At 57.7% G+C, this 20,768-nt stretch carries 18 protein-coding genes; 3 read left to right on the top strand and 15 right to left on the bottom strand.

Translation table 11 applies throughout. From position 1 onward, the window contains the following. Positions 1-2: 2 nt before the first annotated feature. The 6 genes from EH206_RS00090 to EH206_RS00065 are packed head-to-tail and all read right to left on the bottom strand — an operon-like array spanning position 3 to position 6,299. Complete coding sequence (locus EH206_RS00090) at positions 3-914, bottom strand: ABC transporter permease (RefSeq protein ID WP_009110804.1); 912 nt, start codon at positions 912-914, stop codon at positions 3-5. Continuing rightward, positions 914-1,888: an ABC transporter permease gene (locus tag EH206_RS00085; RefSeq protein ID WP_009110803.1), complete on the bottom strand. Its 975-nt coding sequence runs from the start codon at positions 1,886-1,888 to the stop codon at positions 914-916. Before EH206_RS00085 ends, EH206_RS00090 begins: the two co-directional genes overlap by 1 nt. Beyond that, the gene (locus tag EH206_RS00080; RefSeq protein WP_009110802.1) at positions 1,888-2,841 is read right to left on the bottom strand and encodes a nucleoside hydrolase; all 954 of its coding nucleotides are present in this window, start codon (positions 2,839-2,841) and stop codon (positions 1,888-1,890) included. Before EH206_RS00080 ends, EH206_RS00085 begins: the two co-directional genes overlap by 1 nt. 14 nt (positions 2,842-2,855) lie before the next feature. Beyond that, positions 2,856-3,797: a nucleoside hydrolase gene (locus EH206_RS00075; RefSeq protein ID WP_009110801.1), complete on the bottom strand. Its 942-nt coding sequence runs from the start codon at positions 3,795-3,797 to the stop codon at positions 2,856-2,858. Positions 3,798-3,836: 39 nt separating this feature from the next. Continuing rightward, positions 3,837-4,727, bottom strand: a complete 891-nt coding sequence (locus tag EH206_RS00070; protein ID WP_009110800.1) for a dihydrodipicolinate synthase family protein — start codon at positions 4,725-4,727, stop codon at positions 3,837-3,839. Between the two features lie 21 nt (positions 4,728-4,748). Continuing rightward, a complete protein-coding gene (locus EH206_RS00065; protein WP_009110799.1) occupies positions 4,749-6,299 on the bottom strand; it encodes an ABC transporter substrate-binding protein in 1,551 nt (516 codons plus the stop codon). A gap of 133 nt (positions 6,300-6,432) precedes the next feature. On the opposite strand from EH206_RS00065, the gene EH206_RS00060 reads away from it, so the two are divergent. After that, positions 6,433-7,329: a LysR family transcriptional regulator gene (locus EH206_RS00060; protein WP_009110798.1), complete on the top strand. Its 897-nt coding sequence runs from the start codon at positions 6,433-6,435 to the stop codon at positions 7,327-7,329. A gap of 141 nt (positions 7,330-7,470) precedes the next feature. Here EH206_RS00060 and yidA read toward each other — a convergent pair whose 3' ends face one another. From yidA to EH206_RS00035, 5 genes are all read right to left on the bottom strand, one after another. Beyond that, on the bottom strand, positions 7,471-8,286 hold the full coding sequence (gene yidA, locus EH206_RS00055; protein ID WP_009110797.1) for a sugar-phosphatase: 816 nt from the start codon (positions 8,284-8,286) through the stop codon (positions 7,471-7,473). Positions 8,287-8,419: 133 nt separating this feature from the next. Beyond that, positions 8,420-9,862 (bottom strand): 6-phospho-beta-glucosidase, encoded by a 1,443-nt coding sequence (locus tag EH206_RS00050; protein ID WP_009110796.1) that lies wholly within the window; start codon positions 9,860-9,862, stop codon positions 8,420-8,422. A 51-nt stretch (positions 9,863-9,913) separates the two neighbouring features. Next, positions 9,914-10,246, bottom strand: a complete 333-nt coding sequence (locus EH206_RS00045) for a PTS lactose/cellobiose transporter subunit IIA (protein ID WP_009110795.1) — start codon at positions 10,244-10,246, stop codon at positions 9,914-9,916. Beyond that, positions 10,236-11,552: a PTS cellobiose transporter subunit IIC gene (locus EH206_RS00040; RefSeq protein ID WP_009110794.1), complete on the bottom strand. Its 1,317-nt coding sequence runs from the start codon at positions 11,550-11,552 to the stop codon at positions 10,236-10,238. The genes EH206_RS00045 and EH206_RS00040 overlap by 11 nt, the downstream gene beginning before the upstream one ends. Before the next feature lie 16 nt (positions 11,553-11,568). After that, positions 11,569-11,874, bottom strand: a complete 306-nt coding sequence (locus EH206_RS00035) for a PTS sugar transporter subunit IIB (RefSeq protein WP_009110793.1) — start codon at positions 11,872-11,874, stop codon at positions 11,569-11,571. Between the two features lie 308 nt (positions 11,875-12,182). On the opposite strand from EH206_RS00035, the gene EH206_RS00030 reads away from it, so the two are divergent. Both EH206_RS00030 and EH206_RS00025 read left to right on the top strand, forming a co-directional pair. Further along, on the top strand, positions 12,183-13,196 hold the full coding sequence (locus EH206_RS00030; protein WP_009110792.1) for a LacI family DNA-binding transcriptional regulator: 1,014 nt from the start codon (positions 12,183-12,185) through the stop codon (positions 13,194-13,196). A 144-nt stretch (positions 13,197-13,340) separates the two neighbouring features. Further along, on the top strand, positions 13,341-14,537 hold the full coding sequence (locus EH206_RS00025; protein WP_009110791.1) for an MFS transporter: 1,197 nt from the start codon (positions 13,341-13,343) through the stop codon (positions 14,535-14,537). A 58-nt stretch (positions 14,538-14,595) separates the two neighbouring features. Here EH206_RS00025 and gyrB read toward each other — a convergent pair whose 3' ends face one another. The 4 genes from gyrB to dnaA all read right to left on the bottom strand — a co-directional run bounded on the left by gyrB (position 14,596) and on the right by dnaA (position 20,768). Further along, positions 14,596-17,013 carry a DNA topoisomerase (ATP-hydrolyzing) subunit B gene (gene gyrB / locus EH206_RS00020; RefSeq protein WP_009110790.1) on the bottom strand — a complete coding sequence of 806 codons (2,418 nt, stop codon included), beginning with the start codon at positions 17,011-17,013 and terminating at the stop codon, positions 14,596-14,598. Between the two features lie 18 nt (positions 17,014-17,031). Continuing rightward, positions 17,032-18,117 (bottom strand): DNA replication/repair protein RecF, encoded by a 1,086-nt coding sequence (recF, locus tag EH206_RS00015; protein ID WP_009110789.1) that lies wholly within the window; start codon positions 18,115-18,117, stop codon positions 17,032-17,034. 148 nt (positions 18,118-18,265) lie between these two features. Beyond that, positions 18,266-19,366, bottom strand: a complete 1,101-nt coding sequence (gene dnaN / locus EH206_RS00010) for a DNA polymerase III subunit beta (protein ID WP_040343552.1) — start codon at positions 19,364-19,366, stop codon at positions 18,266-18,268. A gap of 4 nt (positions 19,367-19,370) precedes the next feature. Next, complete coding sequence (dnaA, locus tag EH206_RS00005; RefSeq protein ID WP_009110787.1) at positions 19,371-20,768, bottom strand: chromosomal replication initiator protein DnaA; 1,398 nt, start codon at positions 20,766-20,768, stop codon at positions 19,371-19,373.

Below are 20,768 nucleotides of genomic sequence, written 5' to 3'. Positions count from 1 at the left end.
CCTTAGTTCCTCGGATTGAGGATATCGCGCAGCGCATCCCCTACCAGATTGATCGCCACAATCAGCAGCAGCAGCGTCAGCCCCGGGAAGAAACTGATCCAGTAATCGCCCGACATCAGATATTCAAAGCCGTTGGCGATCAGCAATCCCAGCGACGGTTCGGTCACCGGCAGGCCGATGCCCAGAAACGAGAGCGTCGCCTCCAGCATAATGGCGTAGGCAATGCGCATCGTCGCCACCACGATCAAGGGCGCCAGACAATTCGGTAAAATATGGCGAAATAAAATCCGCCGGCCGGATAAGGCCATGCTGGCGGCGGCGTCCACGTAGCTGCGCCGCCGCTCGACCAGCGCCGAACCGCGGATGGTGCGCGCGTAGTAGGCCCACTGGGTCACCACCAGCGCCAGAATGATTTTATCGACGCCCTGCCCCAGCACCGCCAGCAGGATCAGGGCGATGAGGATCGGCGGGAAGCTGAGCTGAATATCGACGATGCGCATAATCACCGCGTCGGTTTTTCCGCCGACATAGGCGCTGATCAGCCCCAGCGAGGCGCCAATCAGCAGGGCGAACAGCGCGCTGGAAAAACCGACCATCAGGCTGATGCGGGTGCCGTAGAGAATGGCGCTGAACAGATCTCGCCCCTGATCGTCGGTTCCCAGCCAATAGTGCATGCCGCCGAGGCTGGCGGAACCCGGCGCCAGCCGCCCGTCCATGATATCGAGCTGCATCAGATCGTAGGGGTTTTGCGGCGAGAGCAGCGGCGCAAACAGCGCCAGCAGAATAAAGACGGCCAGCAGAATCAGCCCGCACAGCGCCAGCCGGTCTTTGACCAGCGCTATCATCACCTGCGTAAAGGCGGCGCGGCTTTTCTCCTGACCGGCCGACCGTTGATGCACGGTATTGCCTGACATCAGTTATTCCCTCCCAGCCGCACGCGCGGGTCAACCAGCACATACAGCAGGTCGACCAGCAGATTAATCACGCTGAACATCACCACGGTAATCATCAGATAGGCCAGAATGACCGGGCGGTCCAGCACGGCGATAGCATCGATAATCAGCTTGCCCATGCCCGGCCAGGCGTAAATGGTTTCCGTTACCACGGCAAACGCGATAAGCGAGCCCAACTCCAGACCGATAACGGTAATCAGCGGGATCAGGGTGTTGCGCAGTACGTGCACCAGCACAATGCGGGTTTCCGACAGCCCTTTCGAGCGGGCGAACTGCACGTAATCCTGTTGCAGGCACTCAATAACGCCGGCGCGCATCAGGCGAATAATCAATGAGATTTTAAACAGCGCCAGGTTGAAGGCGGGCAGGATCAGGTGTGCAAGGCCGTCGCGGGTCAGGAAGCTGAAGGGGATACCGAACAGGTCGCCGGTGTGGCCGCGGCCGGAGGCGGGGAGCCAGCCCAGCTTGACGCTGAACAGCATAATCATCACCAGGCCGATCCAGAAGGTGGGCAAACTGAAACCAAAGATGGAAAAGGTCATAATCGATTTTGATAGCGCGCTGTCCGGCCGCAATCCGGCATAGATCCCCAGCGGAATTCCCAGCGCCAGCGCGATGGCGAACGCCGTCATCGCCAGCTCCAGCGTGGCGGGCATGCGCTGAAAAATCAGCGTCAGGGCGGGCTGGTTAAAGATAAAGGATTTCCCCATATCGCCCTGCAACGCGTTCCAGACAAACAGTCCGTACTGTTCCCACACCGGCTTGTCCAAACCGAACGACTGGATCACCGCCAGCCTTTCGGCGGGCGTCGCCGTCGCGCCCAGCAGCATATCCACCGGATTGCCCACCAGATAAACCCCCACAAACACCAGCACCGACATGACGATCAGCGTCAATAGCATCTGTCCGATACGGCTTAGCAGGTAGGCAATCATCAACTGTCCTCAGAACCGTAGCGGCTCAGGTAGTCGGCAAGCAGCGACAGGAAACCCTGTTCGTCAATATCCCGCATCACCAGCGCGTTGGCGGGCTGACCGAGCTTATGATAAAAATCGGCGAACACATAACCCGCCGTACGGCCGGACACTTCCACCCCGACGGTGGTGCTGACGCCGCTGAACAGCTGCGGCTTGAGCAGCCACGCCACCACGGTGGCGTCGTGGATAGGGCCGCCTTCCCGGCCGAAACGCGCCACCTCATTGCGATCGAAGCGCCCCAACAGCGCCGCCAGCGCGACGCCGGGCGCACCGCCGCGGCGGGCGAGGTCATCGACCTGATGCCGCTGAATCAGCGCCTGAAAGGTCATATCCAGCGGCATAATCACCACGGGTACGCCGGACGAAAAAACAATCTCCGCCGCGTGGGGATCGGCATAAACGTTAAAATCCGCCCAGGGAACGCGGTTGCCCAATGCGCTAAAGGCGCCGCTCATGCTCACAATCTGTTTGACGCCGCGCGCCACGTCCGGGTGATGGCGCAACGCCAGCGCCAGATTGGTCATCGGCCCCAGCGCGCAAATGGTGATGGGGTTGTTTTGCGCCGCGGCCTGGCGCGCCGCGCGCACCAGAAAATCAACGGCGTGCTCCCGCTGCGGCGGCAAGGTCGTCTGCGGGACCAAATCATCAGAAAAGGCGCCGATATGGGCATATTTGCCGTAGACCTGCTCGCGCACCAGCGGCCCTGGCGCGCCGGCGTAAACCGGCACGTCGCTTCTACCGGTCAATCCCACCACCTTGCAGGCATTGACCAGGGTGTCGGCAAGCGGCACGTTGCCGGCCACCGCGGTGATGCCCAGAACGTCCAGTTCCGGCGCCGCCAGCGCCAGCCAGATGGCGATGGCATCATCCACGCCGGGGTCGGTATCAATAATAATGCGCTTTCTGGCCATGTCAGGCGTTCTCTTTAATAGCGGCTCAGCAGGTTGGAAAACAGACCGAAAACGCCGGCGGCGTCCACGCCGGTCACCACGTCCACGTTGGGCGTCCTGGCGGTCTTGCCGTACCAGTCGGCGACGGTCTGCCCCATGCAGAGCTCGCTTTCATGCTCAATATAGACGCTCGCCTTTTCGCTGCTGAAATAGTCCGGCGCCAGCACCCAGGCAATCACCAGCGGGTCGTGCAGCGGGCCGCCGCGGGAACCGTAGCGGCGAATATCGTTGCGGTCCCAGAACGCCATCAACTCCCCCAGCGGGGCTGAAATCCGCCCGGCAAGCGCGATAAAGCGCGCGACGTGATCCGGCGTCAGGATCACCTGATGCGTGGCGTCCAGCGGCAGGGCGACTATGGCGATCGATGAAGAGAACACCACATGGGCGGCGTGCGGATCGGCCAGCATATTGAACTCCGACGTCAGGCTGCGGTTGCCCGCTTCCCGGTAGGCCCCGCCCATCATCACGATACGCTCGATGCCGGCGGCAATCGACGGTTTCATCAGCAGCGCCGTCGCCAGATTGGTTAACGGCCCCAGCGTACATAGGGTGAGCGGCCTGCCGGCGGCGGCGGCTTTTTCACACAGCTCAATGATAAAACTCACCGCATGCTGCGCTTCGGCCCGCTTTTGCGGGCTGGGCAAAACCGTGTTCCCCAGGCCGCTTTCGCCATGAAACTGACCGTGCAGCGGCTGGCGGAACAGAGGACGATGACAGCCCGCATAGACCGGAATATCCGTCCGTCGGCCCAATTCGGTAATCTGCAAGGCGTTGCGCACCGTGCGCTCCAGCGGCTGATTGCCGCACACCGCGCAAATACCCAGAATATCCAGCTCAGGCGCGACAAAGGCGCTCAACAGCGCGATGGCGTCGTCAATACCCGGATCGCAATCAATAATAATCGGTACGGCGCTCATCCGGCGTTGGTTCCTTTCTTTTTCTGGTGTTTTTTTATTTTACGCGTTTAACGCGTCAACGGACGCCAGTACCGCGGCGATCTCTTGGCGCGCCTGCTCATCCAGCGGCTGCTGCGGAGGCAAAGGTTCCCCCACCGCGAAGCCCTGCAATTGCAGCGCCGTTTTAATGCAGCCGGCAATGGAATAGCGGGCGAAGATTTCGTTGATGCGCCACAGCGGACGCTGGAGAGTCATCGCCGTTTCCCAGTCGCCCGCGCGGGCGGCCTCGTACAGGGCGATGCTTTGTTTGGGGACAATGCAGGCCGGGCCGGCCATCCAGCCGACGCCGCCAATCAGCATCACGCAGGCGGGAATATGGGCCGACGCGGAGAAGACCTCCATCCGGCCGCGGGTGCGTTCAATGATGGACAGTAAACGCCCGGTATTGGTGGAGGCGTCTTTGATATAGCGGATGTTATCGACATGGCTCAGCCGTTCAATCACCGGCAGGCTGAGGTCGGAGCGCTGAAACTGGGGATTGGTGTAGAGCACCACCGGTTTGTTCTGCGCCGCGGCGGCGATGGCGCGGAAATAGCTCTCCACGCCGCTGTCCTGGAGCGGGAAATAGGCTTCCAGTACCGCGAGAATGCCGTCGGCGCCCAGCTCGCAATAGCGCTGCGTCTGTTCCTGCGCATCCCGAATCGTGGTCGAGGCCACGCCGGCGATTACCGGCACGCGGCCGCGGGCGGTGTCGATCACCGTTCTGACCACCTCTTCCCGCTGCGCGGCGGAGAGATAGGCGAACTCGCCGGTGCTGCCCAGCGGCACCAGGCCGTGAACGCCGCAGCCGATAAGATGCTCCGTCAGTTGGGCCAATACCGCCCCGTCAACCTGACCGTCGGGCTTGACCGGCGATACCAGATAGGGAAAAACGCCGCTGAATGCACTCATGCCGGTCCTCTTTTTTAGCCGTTAGTTAGCGGAACGAACAAAATAGGGCAGCGTGTAGGCGTCGGAACGACCCACGTAGGTATACTGCTTTTTCATCGCCCAGGTGTTGGACAGGAACATCACCGGAATCACCCCCAGCTCGTTCATGCCGATGTCCATCGCCTGCGCCAGCAGCTGTTCCCGCTTCGCGTCGTCCAGCGTGGCGCGCGCCTCGCTCAGCGCCTTATCAAAGTCGGCGTTGGAATAGCGGCCGCGATTGCCCTGCCCGGCGTGGGGGCCGAAGGTTTCCAGCAGCGGGCCGAGAACGCCGGAGGCTTCCCCGGTTTCAATGGCGGCGCCGCCCATAATCAGACTGAATTCAAGGCGGGAGGCGCGCGAGAAATAGACGCTGCCCGGCATGGTCACCACGTTGGTTTTGATGCCGACGCGGGTGAACATCTGGCCGACGGCCTGGGCAATTTTGGCATCATTGGGATAGCGATCGTTCGAGGCGTGGAACGTCAGCGTAAAGCCGTTGGGGTAACCCGCCGCCGCCAGTTCCTGCTTGGCTTTCTGCGGATTGTAAACCGGCGCGGGAATGGAGGCGGAATACCCGAAGTACCCCTGCGGCACAAGCTGGGAGGCCGCAACGGCCTGCCCATCCATAACGCGATCGACGATTGCCTGGCGATTAAGAGCTAAAGACATCGCCTGGCGAACTTCTTTTTTTAATAATGGGTTTTTACCGTCAGGACCTTTGGCGAACGGTGAAACGTCTCTTTGTTGGTCCATATGCAGGTAAATAATACGATTCCCTGGTGTTGAAATCGTTTGTAACTGTTGGTTCTTTTTAATATTACTGCTGTCGGCTGTGGGAACGTTTTCAATCATGTCCACATCACCGGATAAAATGGCCGCTACCCGCGCGCTGCTGTTTTTAAATACGCGAACGGTGACTTTGTCCCATTCCGCCTTTCCTCCCCAGTAATCGTCATTACGCTCCAGAACCACCCGGTCATCGGGCGCCCAGGAGACAAACTTGAAAGGTCCGGTGCCGATCACCTCTTTCCCGGCGTTCAGCGTTTCCGTCGGCACATTTTCCAGACGGGCGGGTAAAATGGACACCCGGCTTAAATTATTCAACAGCAGCGGCGCCGGCGCTTTGGTGATAATCTGAATCGTTAACGGATTGATTTCCTTAACTTCAGCAATATCATTCACGTAAGGCGCGTAAGAGCTAGGGCTGTTTTTGGATGCCAGCGCAATCCGTTTGATACTGGCAATCACATCCTTGGCGCTAAAATCACTGCCGTCATGGAATTTCACGCCGGGGCGTAATGAAAACTCCCAGGTTTTATCGTCGATAATTTTCCATGACACGGCTAAAGCCGGCGCAATTTGCTGTTTTTCATCTTGTACAACCAGGCCGTCAAAAATATTACGCGCCATGGAACTATTTGCGCCTCCCACGTAAAACTGCGGGTCCATCGACGTTGTCGATGTAGCCAGGCCGATATTCAGATCGGCGCCGTAAGCCAAAGACGACGAGCAAAATAAGGCGGTAACAAATAAAGCCAGCGCTGATTTTTTCATTCACTAAACCCTCAATTCCATGACTGATTAATGAAGCAATCGTAATGCCATTGAGTCTATGCGCCAGAGTGGATAATTAAAAATTGCATTTTGTGTTAAATTGATAACAAAATGTTATGTTTTGGAGCGGCACATGCGTATTAATCCACGGCAGGTTGAAGCTTTTCACAAAGTGATCCTCACCGGAGGGATTACGGCGGCCGCCAATATGATGCATATCACCCAGCCGGCGGTGAGTCGTCTGATCCGCGATCTTGAAGACGCGCTGAACCTGAAATTGTTTGATCGGGACGGGCGCGGCCTTATTCCCCGCGCCGAAGCGATGAAGCTTTACCGGGAAGTGGAGCGGCTTTATATCGGGCTGGACCATATCGCCCTGATCGCCGATGAAATCCGCCACGCCAAAGGCAGCGTGCTGCGCATTGCCGCCGTGCAGGCGCTGTCGCCGCTCTGCGCGGAGGAAATGCTGCCGGCGCTGATCGAGAAATTTCCTGATATCTCTTTGTTTTTAGATATAGAAAGCACCAGCCGCATTAGCGATGCCATTATCGCCAACCAGTACGACGTCGGCTTTATTTTCGGTCAGATGAGCAGCAAAGGTCTGGAAGCCGAACCGCTGGCCGAGGCCAGCGCCGTTGCCGTCCTGTCGATGGCGCACCCTCTGGCGGAAGCGGAGCAGATTACCCTTGCCGACTTGACGCGTCATCGCCCCGTTCTTCCGGGCAGAACCACGCCGCTGCGGGCGAAAATCGATGCGTTGATCAGAAAAGAGCAGAGGTATTTGCACAATCCGATTGAAACGTCGATGGCGAACTGCTGTTCGCTGGCGGCCAAAAACATCGGCATCGGCGTGGTGGATTTCATCACCGCGTTAAATAGCGGAGCGCCGGTGATTGTTAAACCGTTTAAGCCCGATATAAAAATGGCCTATTGCGCGGTTTACCCGCCGCAAATTCCCCGCAGCCGGTTGGTTAATCACCTTACCGAGGTGATGAAAGAAAAAATAACGGAATGTCTGGCGTTGAAATAAATAGCGCGCCAGCTGGTTAGCGCGCTATTTATTTTATCCATGCCCGCATTGAAAAATAATAAGCAGACAAATAATTAAAAAATATATCCCTTAACGATGGCGTTAATATTGCCCTGCGAATTGGCAGGGCAACAACCGCTATCAGGCATTAAGAACAAACTTTTCAATCGCGTACGCCACGCCATCTTCCATATTGGTTTTGGTGACGAACTGGCTGGCCGCTTTCACCGCGTCGGTGGCGTTGCCCATCGCCACGCCAAGCCCGGCGTAATCGATCATCGCCAGGTCGTTTTCCTGGTCGCCCAGCGTCATCACGCTCTCGCGGGGAATGTTGAGATGCTCGGCCAGCATTTTCACCCCCTCGCCTTTGTTGACCCGCTTATTCAGAATTTCCAGATAGTATTCGGCGCTTTTCATGATGGTATAACGCTCATACGCTTGCGGCGGGATCTGGCTTATCGCCCGGTCCAGCACCGGCGGCTCGTCGATCATCATCACCTTCGGGAAGGTCAGGCTGCGATCCATCTCCTCCACCGTCCGGTATTTCAACGGCATACCGGTTAAATGCGCCTCATGCACGGTATAAGCGCTGATGTCTTTATTCGCGGTGTAGACAAAATTGAAGTCCAGCGCGTGAAAATGAACCTGGAGCTTACGCGACAGCGCCTCAAGGTAGAGGTAATCATCAAAGCCGAGCGTGGTTTGTGCGACGCAGGCGCCATTCAGGGTACGCTGCACCAGCGCTCCGTTGTTGGTTACGCAGTAGCAGCCCTCCTGCTGTAAATCCAGCTCTTGCAGGTAACGCTCCACGCCAATAAACGGACGGCCGGTGGCCAGCACCACCTGGACGCCTTTTTCTCTGGCGGCGGCAATAGCGGCTTTCACCGCCGGTGAAATTTGGTTTTGGGGCGTCAACAGCGTCCCATCCATATCGATAGCAATCAGTTTAATAGACATAATTTTTCCAGCGGCACACAATTATTTTCATGCTAACGCGATCCAGCGCAGAAGGGCCAGTGAAATGCAATACGCTGGCGCGTATTGCATCATATTTTAATTTTACGCGACCGGCATCAGCGTCAACCTATTGTTACAGGTCGGCGCCGTGGCTGGCGATCACCCGCTGGTACCAGCTAAAACTCTTCTTCTTCGAACGCCGTAGCGTGCCGCTGCCGTCATCATGTTTGTCGACATAGATAAAGCCATAGCGCTTGCTGTACTGTCCGGTGGTAAAGGAGACGCAGTCGATGCATCCCCATGGCGTATAGCCGATCAAATCCACCCCGTCTTCCAGCACGGCTTTTTTCATCTGCTCAATATGCGCCCGCAGATAATCGATACGGTAATCGTCATGGATCTGCCCGTCTTCCGCCACGCGATCAACCGCGCCGAAGCCGTTCTCAACGATAAACATCGGTTTTTGATAACGCTCGTAGAAACTGTTCAGCGTATAGCGCAGGCCCACCGGGTCAATCTGCCAGCCCCACTCCGACGCATTCAGGTACGGATTTTTCACGCTGCCGTTAAAGCCGGCGATGGCATCGCCGCTGGTCTGATCTCTGGCGGCATACTGTACGGCGTTGCTCATGTAATAGCTGAAGCCAAGATAGTCCGCGCAGCCTTCCCGCAGGATCTGCTCGTCTCCCGGCCGCATCTCGATCCGGTAACCCTTGGCGGCCCACTCCTTCAGGATATACGCCGGGTAATAACCGCGCAGTTGCACGTCCCCGCACAGATGACGTTCACGCATCGCCTCCTGGGCGAACATCACGTCATCCGGATTGCAGGACCACGGATAGAGCGGCATCAGCGCCAGCATGCAGCCGATTTTAAACTCGGGATTGATTTCATGACCGCGCTTCACCACAGCGGCGCTGGCGACGAACTGGTGGTGCAGCGTCTGGTACATCGCCTGCTCGGGATTGCCGTGCTCGGTAAAAATCACCCCGGAACAGCAGTAGCCGAACAGCGGATAACGCCAGTTGCGCTGGTTGTTGATCTCGTTGAACGTCATCCAATATTTCACTTTGGATTTATAGCGTTGCATCACCACGTCGCTGTAGCGCACAAAAAAATCCACCACCCGACGGTTCAGCCAGCCGCCATACTTTTTGACCAGATGGTGCGGCATCTCGAAGTGGGAGAGCGTAATCACCGGTTCAATATTGTATTTCAGCAGTTCGTCAAACAGGTCGTCATAAAATTGCAGCCCCGCTTCATTCGGCTCCTGTTCATCGCCATTGGGGAAAATACGCGTCCAGGCGATGGAGGTGCGGAAGCATTTAAACCCCATCTCCGCGAACAGCGCGATATCCTGTTTATAATGGGAATAAAACTCCACCGCCTGATGATTGGGGTAGCTGAAACCGGGCTGCACCCCGTCGGTTATCACCCGGTCCACGCCATGCGCCCCGCCGGAAAGCACGTCGCAAATGCTGACGCCCTTGCCGCCCTGATCCCACCCCCCTTCAACCTGATGCGCCGCTACCGCGCCGCCCCACAGAAAGTCTTTCGGTAATTGCACAACGGACATCTCATTTCCTTTTCAGCTTTTGATAAAATAAACCGGCGGCCGCCGCCGCCGTTAATCCGATCGGCATGCGTCAAGCGCCGCGATCTCTTTATGTAAATAAATCAGCTCTTCCACCAGTTCGCGGCACAGCATGGCGTTCATCAGGTGATCCTGCGCATGGACCAGAATCAGAGTGAGGGGAATTTTTCCGCAGCCCTCATCCGCCCCGATAAGCGAGGTCTGAATCTGATGGGCTTTACGCGCGGCGGCGGAGGCGGCGGCCAGCAGCGCGTCCGCCTCGTCCCACGCCCGTTTTCTGGCGGCGCCCAGGGCCTCCATGGCGTTGGAGCGGGCTTCTCCGGCATAAATAATCAGTTCCATTACCGTGTTTTCATCAAGCGCCATCAGCAACCCCCTCGGTTTTCACCATCTCTTTTTCCTGCGCTAACAGTTGACGTTCATACATTTTGAAGAAAGGGTAATAAATCACCGCCGACACTATAATCAGCAACCCCACCAGCACCACGGCGCGCCAATCCCAGCCGGTGGACCAGGCGGCGCCTATCGGCCCCGGCGTCGTCCAGGGCGCCAGGGATACCACGCGGTTGACCAGATCGGTTCTGGTCGCCGCATAGGCGATGACCGCATTGACCAGCGGCGCGGTAATGAACGGCACAAACAATAGCGGGTTCATCACTACCGGGGAGCCAAAAATGACCGGTTCATTAATATTGAACATGCCGGGCACCACGGACAGTTTGCCGATCGCCCGCAGATGCGCGGAACGGCTGCGCAGATAGAGCAAGACCAGCCCCATGGTCGAACCGGAACCCCCAACCACGATAAAGAACTGCCAGAACGGCTCGATAAAGATATGGATAATCGGTTCGCCCGCATTCAGCGCCTGCTGGTTAAGCCCCAGATTGGTCAGCCAGAACGCCTGTAGAATGCCGCCGACAATCACCGCGCCGTGGATGCCGGCAAACCACAGCAGATGGCACAACAGCACGGCGATCAAAATGGCGGGAAGCGAATCCGTGGCGGAGAGAACCGGCGTAAAGATCGCCATAATCGCCTGCGGCAGCAGCATGGCGAACTCGCTCTGAATCAGCAGGCTGAGCGGGAACAGCGTCAGGAAAACCGCCAGGATGGGAATCAACAGGTCGAAAGACTGACGGATCTTCGGCGGCACCTGCTCCGGCAGGCGGATACCGATGTTGCGTTGCTGCAAAAAGCGCATTAGCTCCGTGGCGTAGAGCGCAACCAGAATGGCGGTAAAGATCCCTTCGCCCCCCAGCGCCCCCACCGGTAAACCGCCGTCCGTCTGCGGCGCCGCCGCCACCAGAAACGACATCAGCGCTAAACTGGCCGCCATAAAGCCATTCATTTTGTAGCTTTGCGCCAGATTATAGGCAATGGCGCCGGCGATATAGAGCGCCATGATCCCCATGGTCATATTGTAGGGCATCATAATCTGTTCGCTATGGCGTTCCACCATTGCCAGCCACCACTGCGCGAACGCCCACTGGCTGTCGGCGCTAAACGGCGGGTGGGCGAATAGCAACATAAAGGAGCCGACAATCAAAAATGGCATGGCCGCGATAAATCCATCTTTAATTGCCATTACGTGGCGTTGAGCGGAAAGTTTGACGGCAATCGGGCTGATACGGTTTTCAATTACGCTGAATAATGATTCGCTAAATGTGCTCATTATTATTTCCCGTAATTTAGCGGATCATCGCCAGCGCGGCGCTGAGCACCTTCTCGCCGTTCATCATGCCGTAATCGATGGTATTGATAACGGCGACGGGCTTGTTTTGCTCATCGGCAATGGCTTTGAATTCCGCCAGCTTGTACTTGATCTGCGGCCCGAGCAGGCAGCAGTCGTATTCGGAAATGATTTCATTAACTTCATCAAAACCAACAGCTTTTATCTCAACGGCGATCGCTTTTTCCCGCGCGGCCTTTTCCATGCGCTGAACCAACATACTGGTGGACATGCCCGCTGCGCAACAGAGTAGAATCTTATTCATCCTGCACCTCACCGTTTGTTTTTTTTATTATTCAAGCAACACAACCATTAATATGCAACCGGTTTCATTTTAATTTTCCCGTTTTTTGAAGGCGATCATAAACGGGGTGTGGAAAAATAAAAAAACGCCGGGAGCGTTTTTCAACGTCGCTTGCGACGGCCTGAAAGGTGGCGGGCAGGGATAGCCCGCCATAAAAAACTTCCCTGAACGTTGTTTAACGACTATAAAAAACCGATCTGTTTATCCTTATAATAAGCAGGGGAAGCAGGAAACCGTTTCAGTTTGACTTGGCGAATTGAGAAAACAGAATGACAACCATGCTCGATGTGGCGAAAAAAGCAGGCGTATCAAAGGCGACGGTTTCACGCGTCCTGACGGGCAATAACTACGTCAGCAAAACCACCCGGGACCGGGTGTTCAGGGCGATAGAGGAAATGGGCTACCGGCCGAACCTGTTGGCGCGCAACCTTGCCACCCGCAAATCGCAAAGCATCGGTCTGGTGGTCACCAACACGCTGTATAACGGCCCCTACTTCAGCGAATTGCTGTTTCAGACCGCCACCATGACGGAAAAACGCGGGCGGCAGCTCATCCTCGCAGACGGCAAACACAGCGCGCAAGAGGAGCGGCAGGCCATTCAGTTTCTGCTCGATTCACGCTGCGACGCCGTCATTATCTACCCGCGCTTTCTGTCCATCGCCGAACTGGAAACCATTATCGGCCAGCATCAACAACCCATTATGGTGATCAATCGTAAACTGAATCAGCATGCGGAAAACGGTATCTGCGCCGACCACCAGCAGCACTGCTTCGATGCGGTGAGCTACCTGATTGACCAGGGCCACCGGGACATAGCCTTTATCAGCGGTTCGCCGGGATCGCCGACCGGAGAGAGCCGCCTGGCGGGTTACCGGCAAGCGCTGGCGGCCCGGGGGATTGCGTTTAATCCCGCCCTGGTGGCGCCGGGAGACTGGGAGCCGGAGAGCGGTTACGCCGCCGCGACGCTGCTGCACCGGCGCGGCGCCGTCTTCAGCGCGCTGGTCGCCAGCAACGACGATATGGCCATCGGCGCGGCAAAGGCCTTTCGCGAGCGCGGCATAGCCATACCGCAGGACGTTTCCCTGCTGGGTTTCGATGACCTTCCCATGGCCTCCTGGTTTAGCCCCGCGTTGACCACCGTACATGTTCCCGTCGCCGAAATGATAAACAGCACCCTTGAAAAGCTGCTCAGCCGGCTGGAAGGGGAAACCGCCCGCCCGGCGCCGGCATTTAAAGGCCGACTGATCGTCCGTGAGTCGGTCGGTAAAGGCCCCGCCGCATAACGCCACGACAAAAAGATTGGACGCTAGCGATATGCGCAATATGTTAGTCTATTCCCTATCTGCCTGCGGAAGCGACGCCTGCCTGCGCGTCGTTTCTGACGAGAACACGACGCCGTAAACCCATCATCGCCCTGACAACAAAAAATGAAAATAATAAAACTCCCCCTGCTGGCCCAGATTTCATCCGCTCACCTGGTGAGCCATTTTCATATGATGGTGCTGCCCGCGCTGATACCGCTGCTGTCGGCGCAGCGCGGTATCAGCTTCGTCGAACTGGGTTTCGCGCTGAGCGTTTTCAATATCGTCTCCGCCTGCGTGCAGACGCCGATCGGCTTTGTGGTCGACCGTATCGGGGCCAGGCGCACCCTGACCGCCGGCCTGACGCTCGGCAGCCTGTGTTTTCTCTCGCTGAGCTTTTCCAGCAGCTACTTCTGGCTGGTGGCGGCGATGGCGCTGGCGGGGGTGGCGAATGCGGTCTATCACCCCGCCGATTACGCCCTGCTGTCGCGGGGAATCGATGAAAAGCGCATGGGGCGGGCGTTTTCCATTCATACCTTCTCCGGTTTTTTCGGCACCGCCATTGCGCCCGGCATTTTACTGACCGTCGCCGCATTCGCCGGCGTTAACAGCGCATTTATCGTGGCGGGGATGATAGGGCTATTGACCATTCCCCTGCTATTAACCGGCAGCGACCAGCCGGCGCGGCTACAGAGCGCGACGCAGGAAAATACCCGGCCGGGCAAAAAACCGCGCATTGCGCTTTTCACCCTGCCCATCATGGCCCTGTTGGTGTTATTCCTGCTGCTGAATCTGAGCACCGGTTCGATTCAGAATTTTTCGGTGACGGCGTTTGTAACCGGCTATGGCCTGCCGTTATCCCAGGCGAATGTGGTGCTGACCTCCTTTCTGTTCGCCAGCGCCTTCGGGGTGCTGGCCGGCGGCGCGCTGGCCGATAAAACCCGCCGCCACGGGCTGGTGGCGACGGCGGCGCTGGCCGTCACCGCCGGTTTAATCAGCGTGGTCGCCATCTATCCTCTGCCGCTGCCGGTATTGATTCCGCTGCTGGCCGCGGCGGGATTTCTGTCCGGGATAATCGCCCCCTCGCGCGACATGCTGGTGCGGGCGGCCTCGCCGGCGGGCGCCGAGGGGCGCGTTTTCGGCATCGTCTCCACCGGTTTTAATATCGGCGGCGCGGCCGGTCCGGTGCTGTTCGGCTGGCTGCTGGATCACGGTTATCCGCGGGCCATTTTCTGGTCGGCGGTGATTTTTATGCTAATCACCGCGCTTATCACCCTGCGCCAGGAACTGCGCGGCGCGAAACGGCGCGCGGTGGTTTTATAGCCGTAAAAAAGCCAGCCCGAAAAGGGCTGGCTGAGTTGGCCGTTAACAAGCAGTCCGATCAGATATCGATATTCATCGCTTTCAACGCGTTCTCTTCGATAAAGGCGCGGCGCGGTTCCACCGCATCGCCCATCAGGGTGGTGAACAGCTCGTCGGCGGCGATGGCGTCTTTCACCGTGACGCGCAGCATACGGCGGCTGGTGGGATCCATGGTGGTTTCCCACAGCTGTTCCGGGTTCATTTCCCCCAGACCTTTATAGCGCTGGATGGTCAGACCGCGGCGGGACTCTTTCACCAGCCACTCCAGCGCCTGCTCGAAGCTGGCGATCGGTTGACGGCGCTCGCCGCGTTCAATATAGGCGTCCTCTTCAATCAGGCCGCGCAGCTTCTCGCCCAGCTGATTGATTTTGCGATACTCGCCGCCGGTAACGAAGCCGAAATCCAGCGGATAATCGGTATCCACGCCGTGGGTGCGCACCCGCAGAGCCGGTTCAAAAATCTGCCGCTCCTGATTTTCTTGGATCACAAAGCTGTAGGCGCTGCCGTGCTGCTCGCGCTCATTGAGCAGCGTAACCAGCGTTTCCATCCACTGCTGAACGTGCGTGCGATCCTGTAAATCCGCCTCAGCCAGCGTTGGCTGGTAGATTAACGCGTTCAGCAACGGGCGCGGGAAACGACGCTCCATACGGCCGATGGTTTTCTGCACCGCGTAGTGTTCGGCAACCAGTTTTTCCAGCGGTTCGCCCGCCATGGCGGGCGCCGCGGCGTTGGTATGCAGCGTCGCCCCGTCCAGCGCCAGCATAATCTGGTACTGATCCATGGCTTCATCATCTTTGATGTACTGCTCCTGCTTGCCTTTTTTCACTTTGTACAGCGGCGGCTGGGCGATATAGACGTGGCCGCGCTCAACGATTTCCGGCATCTGACGGTAGAAGAACGTCAGCAGCAGCGTACGGATGTGCGAGCCGTCGACGTCGGCATCGGTCATGATGATGATGCTGTGATAACGCAGTTTATCCGGGTTGTATTCGTCACGGCCGATGCCGCAGCCCAGCGCGGTGATCAACGTCGCCACTTCCTGGGAAGAGAGCATTTTGTCGAAGCGCGCTTTCTCGACGTTGAGGATCTTGCCTTTCAGCGGCAAAATCGCCTGATTCTTACGGTTGCGCCCCTGCTTGGCGGAACCGCCCGCCGAGTCCCCTTCCACCAGGTAGAGTTCGGACAACGCCGGGTCGCGTTCCTGACAGTCCGCCAGCTTGCCCGGCAGACCGGCCAGATCGAGCGCGCCTTTACGCCGGGTCATATCGCGCGCTTTACGCGCCGCTTCACGGGCGCGGGCGGCATCGATGATTTTGCCCACCACGATTTTGGCGTCCGACGGGTTTTCCATCAGATAATCCACCAGCTTCTCGTTCATCAGCGATTCAACGGCGGTTTTCACCTCCGACGACACCAGCTTGTCTTTGGTCTGCGAGGAGAATTTCGGATCGGGCACTTTAACGGAGACCACGGCAATCAGCCCTTCACGCGCATCGTCGCCGGTGGCGCTGATCTTGGCTTTCTTGCTGTAGCCTTCCTTATCCATATAGGTGTTCAGGGTACGGGTCATGGCGGCGCGGAAACCGGCCAGGTGCGTACCGCCGTCACGCTGCGGAATGTTGTTGGTAAAGCAGTAAATATTTTCCTGGAAGCCGTCGTTCCACTGCAGGGCGACTTCCACGCCGATATCGTCTTTCACCGTGGAGAAATAGAACACCGTCGGGTGGATCGGCGTTTTGTTGCGGTTGAGATAGTCGACGAACGCCTTGATGCCGCCTTCATAGTGGAAGTGATCGGACTTATCTTTTTCGCGCTCGTCGTACAGCCGGATGGAGACGCCGGAGTTCAGAAACGACAGCTCGCGCAGACGCTTGGCGAGGATCTCATACTGGAATTCGGTCTGGTTGGTAAAGGTTTCATAACTCGGCCAGAAGCGCACGGTGGTGCCGGTCTTATCGCTATCGCCCACCACTTTCAGCGGCGCCTGCGCCACGCCGTGACGGTAGGTCTGTTCGTGCACCTTGCCTTCGCGGCGGATCACCAGCTCCAGCTTTTCCGACAGGGCGTTAACCACCGAAACGCCCACGCCATGCAAACCGCCGGAGACTTTATACGAGTTGTCATCAAATTTGCCGCCGGCATGCAGCACCGTCATGATCACTTCCGCCGCGGAGATCCCTTCTTCTTCATGCAGACCGGTAGGAATACCGCGGCCGTCATCCTGCACCGAGACTGAGTTATCAGCGTGGATAGTGATGACAATGTCTTTACAATAGCCAGCGAGTGCTTCGTCGATAGCGTTGTCCACAACCTCGAATACCATGTGATGCAGACCGGTTCCGTCATCCGTATCGCCGATGTACATGCCTGGGCGTTTACGTACCGCATCCAGCCCTTTCAATACCTTGATACTTGAGGAGTCATAAGAATTCGACATCAACGTTTCCCGCTCATTTTAGTCCTGTGATTGAACCGTTATTTTACCCTGTTCTACGCGGAACATCTTGCCATTTTCACCAACCATATCGGCTATCTGCTCGGCGCTGACCGCGCTGACAAAAACCTGCGCATGGGTGGCTTTTAACCGTTCAGCCAACAAACGGCGGCGGGTACTATCCAGTTCGGAAGCAAAATCATCAATCAGATACAGACAGCGCAGTCCGTTCTGACGGGTGAGAAACTCACCCTGGGCCAGCCGTAAAGCGCACATCAGCAGCTTTAGCTGGCCACGGGACAGCATATCCTCGACCGCCACCCCGCTGGCGCGGATGCGGAAATCGGCTTTATGCGGCCCCAGCGCCGTATAACCCAGCATACGGTCGCGTTCAAACTGCCGTTCCAGAAGTTCGGCATAGTCACTCTCTTTATCCCAGCCGCGCTGGAAAGCGAAGCCGAGGGCGAATTCAGGCAGAAACTGGCTGCAGGTGGCGGCAATATCGCCGGCGATCGCCGCGCTGTATTGCCCCCGCCATTCGCTGATGCGTTCGGCCAACGGCACCAGCTCCTGATCCCAGGCCCGCAGCTGCCCGTAGCGCTCCACCTGCCGCAGCGCCGCATTACGCTGGCGCAGCAGGCGTTTCATATTGCTCCAGGCGGAGAAAAAACCGGGCTCGTTATGAAAACATCCCCAGTCGAGAAAGGCGCGGCGGTACTTCGGCCCGCCGTTCAGCAGCGTAAACCCTTCGGGGGTGATCAGTTGGATCGGCAGCAGCTGCGCCAGCTCCGCCACCTTATGGCCGTCGCTGCCGTCGATGCGCACCTTGCCGTCGCCCTGACGGTTTTTACTCAGCCCGACCGAACGTTCAGACTCAATGCCGCCGATACGTCCGTGCAGCACGAATTCCGGCTGTTCATGACGAATAACGCGCGCCGCCTGCACGCTGCGAAACGCCCGTCCGTGTCCCAGGGTGTAAATCGCCTCCAGCACGCTGGTTTTGCCGCTGCCGTTCGCCCCGACCAGAAAATTAAAGCCGGGCGCCAGCGCCAAATCAGCCGCTTCAATATTGCGGAAATCTTTAATAAGAAGACGAGTAAGCGCCATGCGACTATTTCTTGCGGTAAAGGACGTTACGGTCGCGGGAGGATGGAGGGCGGAGCGCGCGGCGACTCCCGCGCGGCGAACTCAACGCCCGCGCGGACGGCGAGCGCCGCCCAATCCCCGGCTGATAAGCAACATAACCCGCCATAGACTAGAGGCGCATCGGCATAACGACATAGGCCGCCGCCCGGCTGGCGCCGTCTTCGATCTGCACGCTGGAAACGGAGTCGGTCAGCAGCAGGCGGACATCCTCGCACTTCAGCGCATTCAGCACATCCAGCACGTAACTGACGTTGAAACCGATCTCCATCTCGGTGCCGTCGTACTGCACATCCAGAATTTCTTCCGCTTCTTCCTGCTCGGGGTTGTTGGCGGTGATTTTCAGCTGATTCTGAATCAGATGCAGGCGCACGCCGCGGAATTTTTCATTCGACAGGATCGCCGCGCGGGAGAACGCCTGTTTGAGCAAGTCGCAGCTGGCTTCCAGCGTTTTGTCCGGATTCTTCGGCAAAACCCGGCGGTAATCCGGGAAACGGCCGTCGACCAGCTTGGAGGTAAAGATAAAGTCGCCGACGTGGGCGCGGATATTGTTGCTGCCGATTTGCAGCTGCAGCGGCGTATCGCCGCCGTCCAGCAAACGCACCAGCTCCATCACCCCTTTACGCGGCACGATCACCGAATGCGACGGCAAAGCCTGCCCCACCGGCATGGCGCACACCGCCAGACGATGGCCGTCGGTGGCGACGGTGCGCAGCTCCTCGCCCTCGGTTTCAAACAGCATTCCGTTGAGGTAATAACGAACATCCTGATGCGCCATCGAGAACTGCGTGGCCTCAATCAGCCGTTTCAGCGTCGCCTGCGGCAGCGAAAACTCAACGTCGCTTTGCCAGTCGTCCAGATTGGGAAAATCGGCGGCGGGCAGGGTCGACAGCGAAAAGCGGCTGCGACCGGAACGCACCAGCATGCGATCGCCATCCAGCATAATGGTGATCTCCGCCCCGTCCGGCAGGCCGCGGCAGATATCGAACAGCTTACGGGCCGGCACGGTGGTCGCCCCCGGCTCATGGGGCTGCGTTAACGCCACCCGGGCCACCATCTCCATTTCCAGATCGGTGCCGGTGAGCAACAGCTCCCCTTCGGTAACCTGCAACAGCAGGTTGCCCAGAATAGGTAGGGTCGGCCGGCCGCCCAGCGGGCTGCTGACCTGTTGCAGCGGTTTTAGCAGATGTTCGCGTTCAACAATAAATTTCATCATGTTATGAAGATAATGTTCTGATTAAATTGGAAAAATCTTCTTTGATGTCGTGACTTTCCTCACGCAGCTGTTCGATTTTACGACAGGCGTGCAACACCGTGGTGTGGTCGCGGCCACCAAACGCGTCGCCGATTTCCGGCAGGCTGTGGTTGGTCAGCTCTTTGGCCAGCGCCATCGCCATCTGGCGCGGGCGGGCCACCGAGCGGGAGCGGCGTTTGGACAATAAATCAGCAACCTTGATTTTATAGTATTCCGCCACCGTCTTCTGGATATTGTCGATGGTAACCAGTTTTTCCTGCAATGCCAGCAGATCGCGCAGCGCCTCGCGCACAAAATCAATGGTGATGGAGCGGCCGGTAAAATTGGCGTTGGCGATCACCCGGTTTAACGCGCCTTCCAGCTCGCGCACGTTGGAGCGCAGGCGCTTGGCGATAAAAAAAGCCACTTCTCCCGGCAGACGAATATCGTTCTCGTCGGCCTTTTTCATCAGGATCGCCACGCGCGTTTCCAGCTCCGGCGGCTCGATGGCCACCGTCAGCCCCCAGCCGAAACGCGACTTAAGGCGATCTTCCACGCCGTTGATCTCTTTCGGGTAGCGGTCCGAGGTCAGAATGATCTGCTGATTCCCTTCCAGCAAGGCGTTGAAGGTGTGGAAAAACTCTTCCTGCGAACGCTCTTTGTTGGCAAAAAACTGAATATCATCAATCAGCAGCGCATCCACCGAGCGGTAATAGCGTTTGAACTCTTCGATCGCATTATTCTGCAACGCTTTTACCATATCCTGCACAAAGCGCTCCGAGTGCATGTAAACCACTTTCGCATTGGCTTTGCGGGCGATGATGCCGTTGCCCACCGCGTGCAGCAGGTGCGTTTTACCCAGGCCAGTTCCACCGTACAGAAACAGGGGATTATAGGCGCCGCCGGGATTGTCGGCCACCTGGCGCGCGGCGGCGCGCGCCAGCTGGTTCGACTTGCCTTCGACGAAGTTGTCAAAGGTATGCTTGGGGTTCACATTGGAGCGATAGGTGTGCTCCGCCTGCACCGGGGATTTGTCCCAGCTGGGGCGCACCGGCGCGGAACGCACCTGCGTCGTCGTCGCGGCGCTGACATTATTACTCTGCAGGTTAACCGGCTGGCTGATGGTCTGGAGCAGGGGTTTGCTCCCCACTTCAAAACGCAGCAACGGGGCGTCCATCCCACAGAAATCATTTAACAAGCCATTGATATTGTTTAAATATTTATCACGAACCCAATCCAGAACAAAGCGATTAGGGGCGTAGAGCGCCAGAGTGTTATCACTCAGCTCCGCCTGTAACGGGCGTATCCACATACTGAATTCTGTGGCAGGTAACTCATCCTGCAAGCGGGCAAGACACTGCTGCCAAAGCGAAAGTGACAC

The organism is Brenneria nigrifluens DSM 30175 = ATCC 13028 (genome assembly GCF_005484965.1).
Classification (GTDB): domain Bacteria; phylum Pseudomonadota; class Gammaproteobacteria; order Enterobacterales; family Enterobacteriaceae; genus Brenneria; species Brenneria nigrifluens.
This window is presented reverse-complemented; position numbering and strand designations above follow the sequence as displayed.

What these genes read in the sequence shown, in the direction of transcription:
- EH206_RS00090 (WP_009110804.1), bottom strand. Translation starts at nt 914, where the DNA reads ATGTCAGGCAATACCGTGCATCAACGGTCGGCCGGTCAGGAGAAAAGC.
- EH206_RS00085 (WP_009110803.1), bottom strand. Translation starts at nt 1,888, where the DNA reads ATGATTGCCTACCTGCTAAGCCGTATCGGACAGATGCTATTGACGCTG.
- EH206_RS00080 (WP_009110802.1), bottom strand. Translation starts at nt 2,841, where the DNA reads ATGGCCAGAAAGCGCATTATTATTGATACCGACCCCGGCGTGGATGAT.
- EH206_RS00075 (WP_009110801.1), bottom strand. Translation starts at nt 3,797, where the DNA reads ATGAGCGCCGTACCGATTATTATTGATTGCGATCCGGGTATTGACGAC.
- EH206_RS00070 (WP_009110800.1), bottom strand. Translation starts at nt 4,727, where the DNA reads ATGAGTGCATTCAGCGGCGTTTTTCCCTATCTGGTATCGCCGGTCAAG.
- EH206_RS00065 (WP_009110799.1), bottom strand. Translation starts at nt 6,299, where the DNA reads ATGAAAAAATCAGCGCTGGCTTTATTTGTTACCGCCTTATTTTGCTCG.
- EH206_RS00060 (WP_009110798.1), top strand. Translation starts at nt 6,433, where the DNA reads ATGCGTATTAATCCACGGCAGGTTGAAGCTTTTCACAAAGTGATCCTC.
- yidA (WP_009110797.1), bottom strand. Translation starts at nt 8,286, where the DNA reads ATGTCTATTAAACTGATTGCTATCGATATGGATGGGACGCTGTTGACG.
- EH206_RS00050 (WP_009110796.1), bottom strand. Translation starts at nt 9,862, where the DNA reads ATGTCCGTTGTGCAATTACCGAAAGACTTTCTGTGGGGCGGCGCGGTA.
- EH206_RS00045 (WP_009110795.1), bottom strand. Translation starts at nt 10,246, where the DNA reads ATGGCGCTTGATGAAAACACGGTAATGGAACTGATTATTTATGCCGGA.
- EH206_RS00040 (WP_009110794.1), bottom strand. Translation starts at nt 11,552, where the DNA reads ATGAGCACATTTAGCGAATCATTATTCAGCGTAATTGAAAACCGTATC.
- EH206_RS00035 (WP_009110793.1), bottom strand. Translation starts at nt 11,874, where the DNA reads ATGAATAAGATTCTACTCTGTTGCGCAGCGGGCATGTCCACCAGTATG.
- EH206_RS00030 (WP_009110792.1), top strand. Translation starts at nt 12,183, where the DNA reads ATGACAACCATGCTCGATGTGGCGAAAAAAGCAGGCGTATCAAAGGCG.
- EH206_RS00025 (WP_009110791.1), top strand. Translation starts at nt 13,341, where the DNA reads ATGAAAATAATAAAACTCCCCCTGCTGGCCCAGATTTCATCCGCTCAC.
- gyrB (WP_009110790.1), bottom strand. Translation starts at nt 17,013, where the DNA reads ATGTCGAATTCTTATGACTCCTCAAGTATCAAGGTATTGAAAGGGCTG.
- recF (WP_009110789.1), bottom strand. Translation starts at nt 18,117, where the DNA reads ATGGCGCTTACTCGTCTTCTTATTAAAGATTTCCGCAATATTGAAGCG.
- dnaN (WP_040343552.1), bottom strand. Translation starts at nt 19,366, where the DNA reads ATGAAATTTATTGTTGAACGCGAACATCTGCTAAAACCGCTGCAACAG.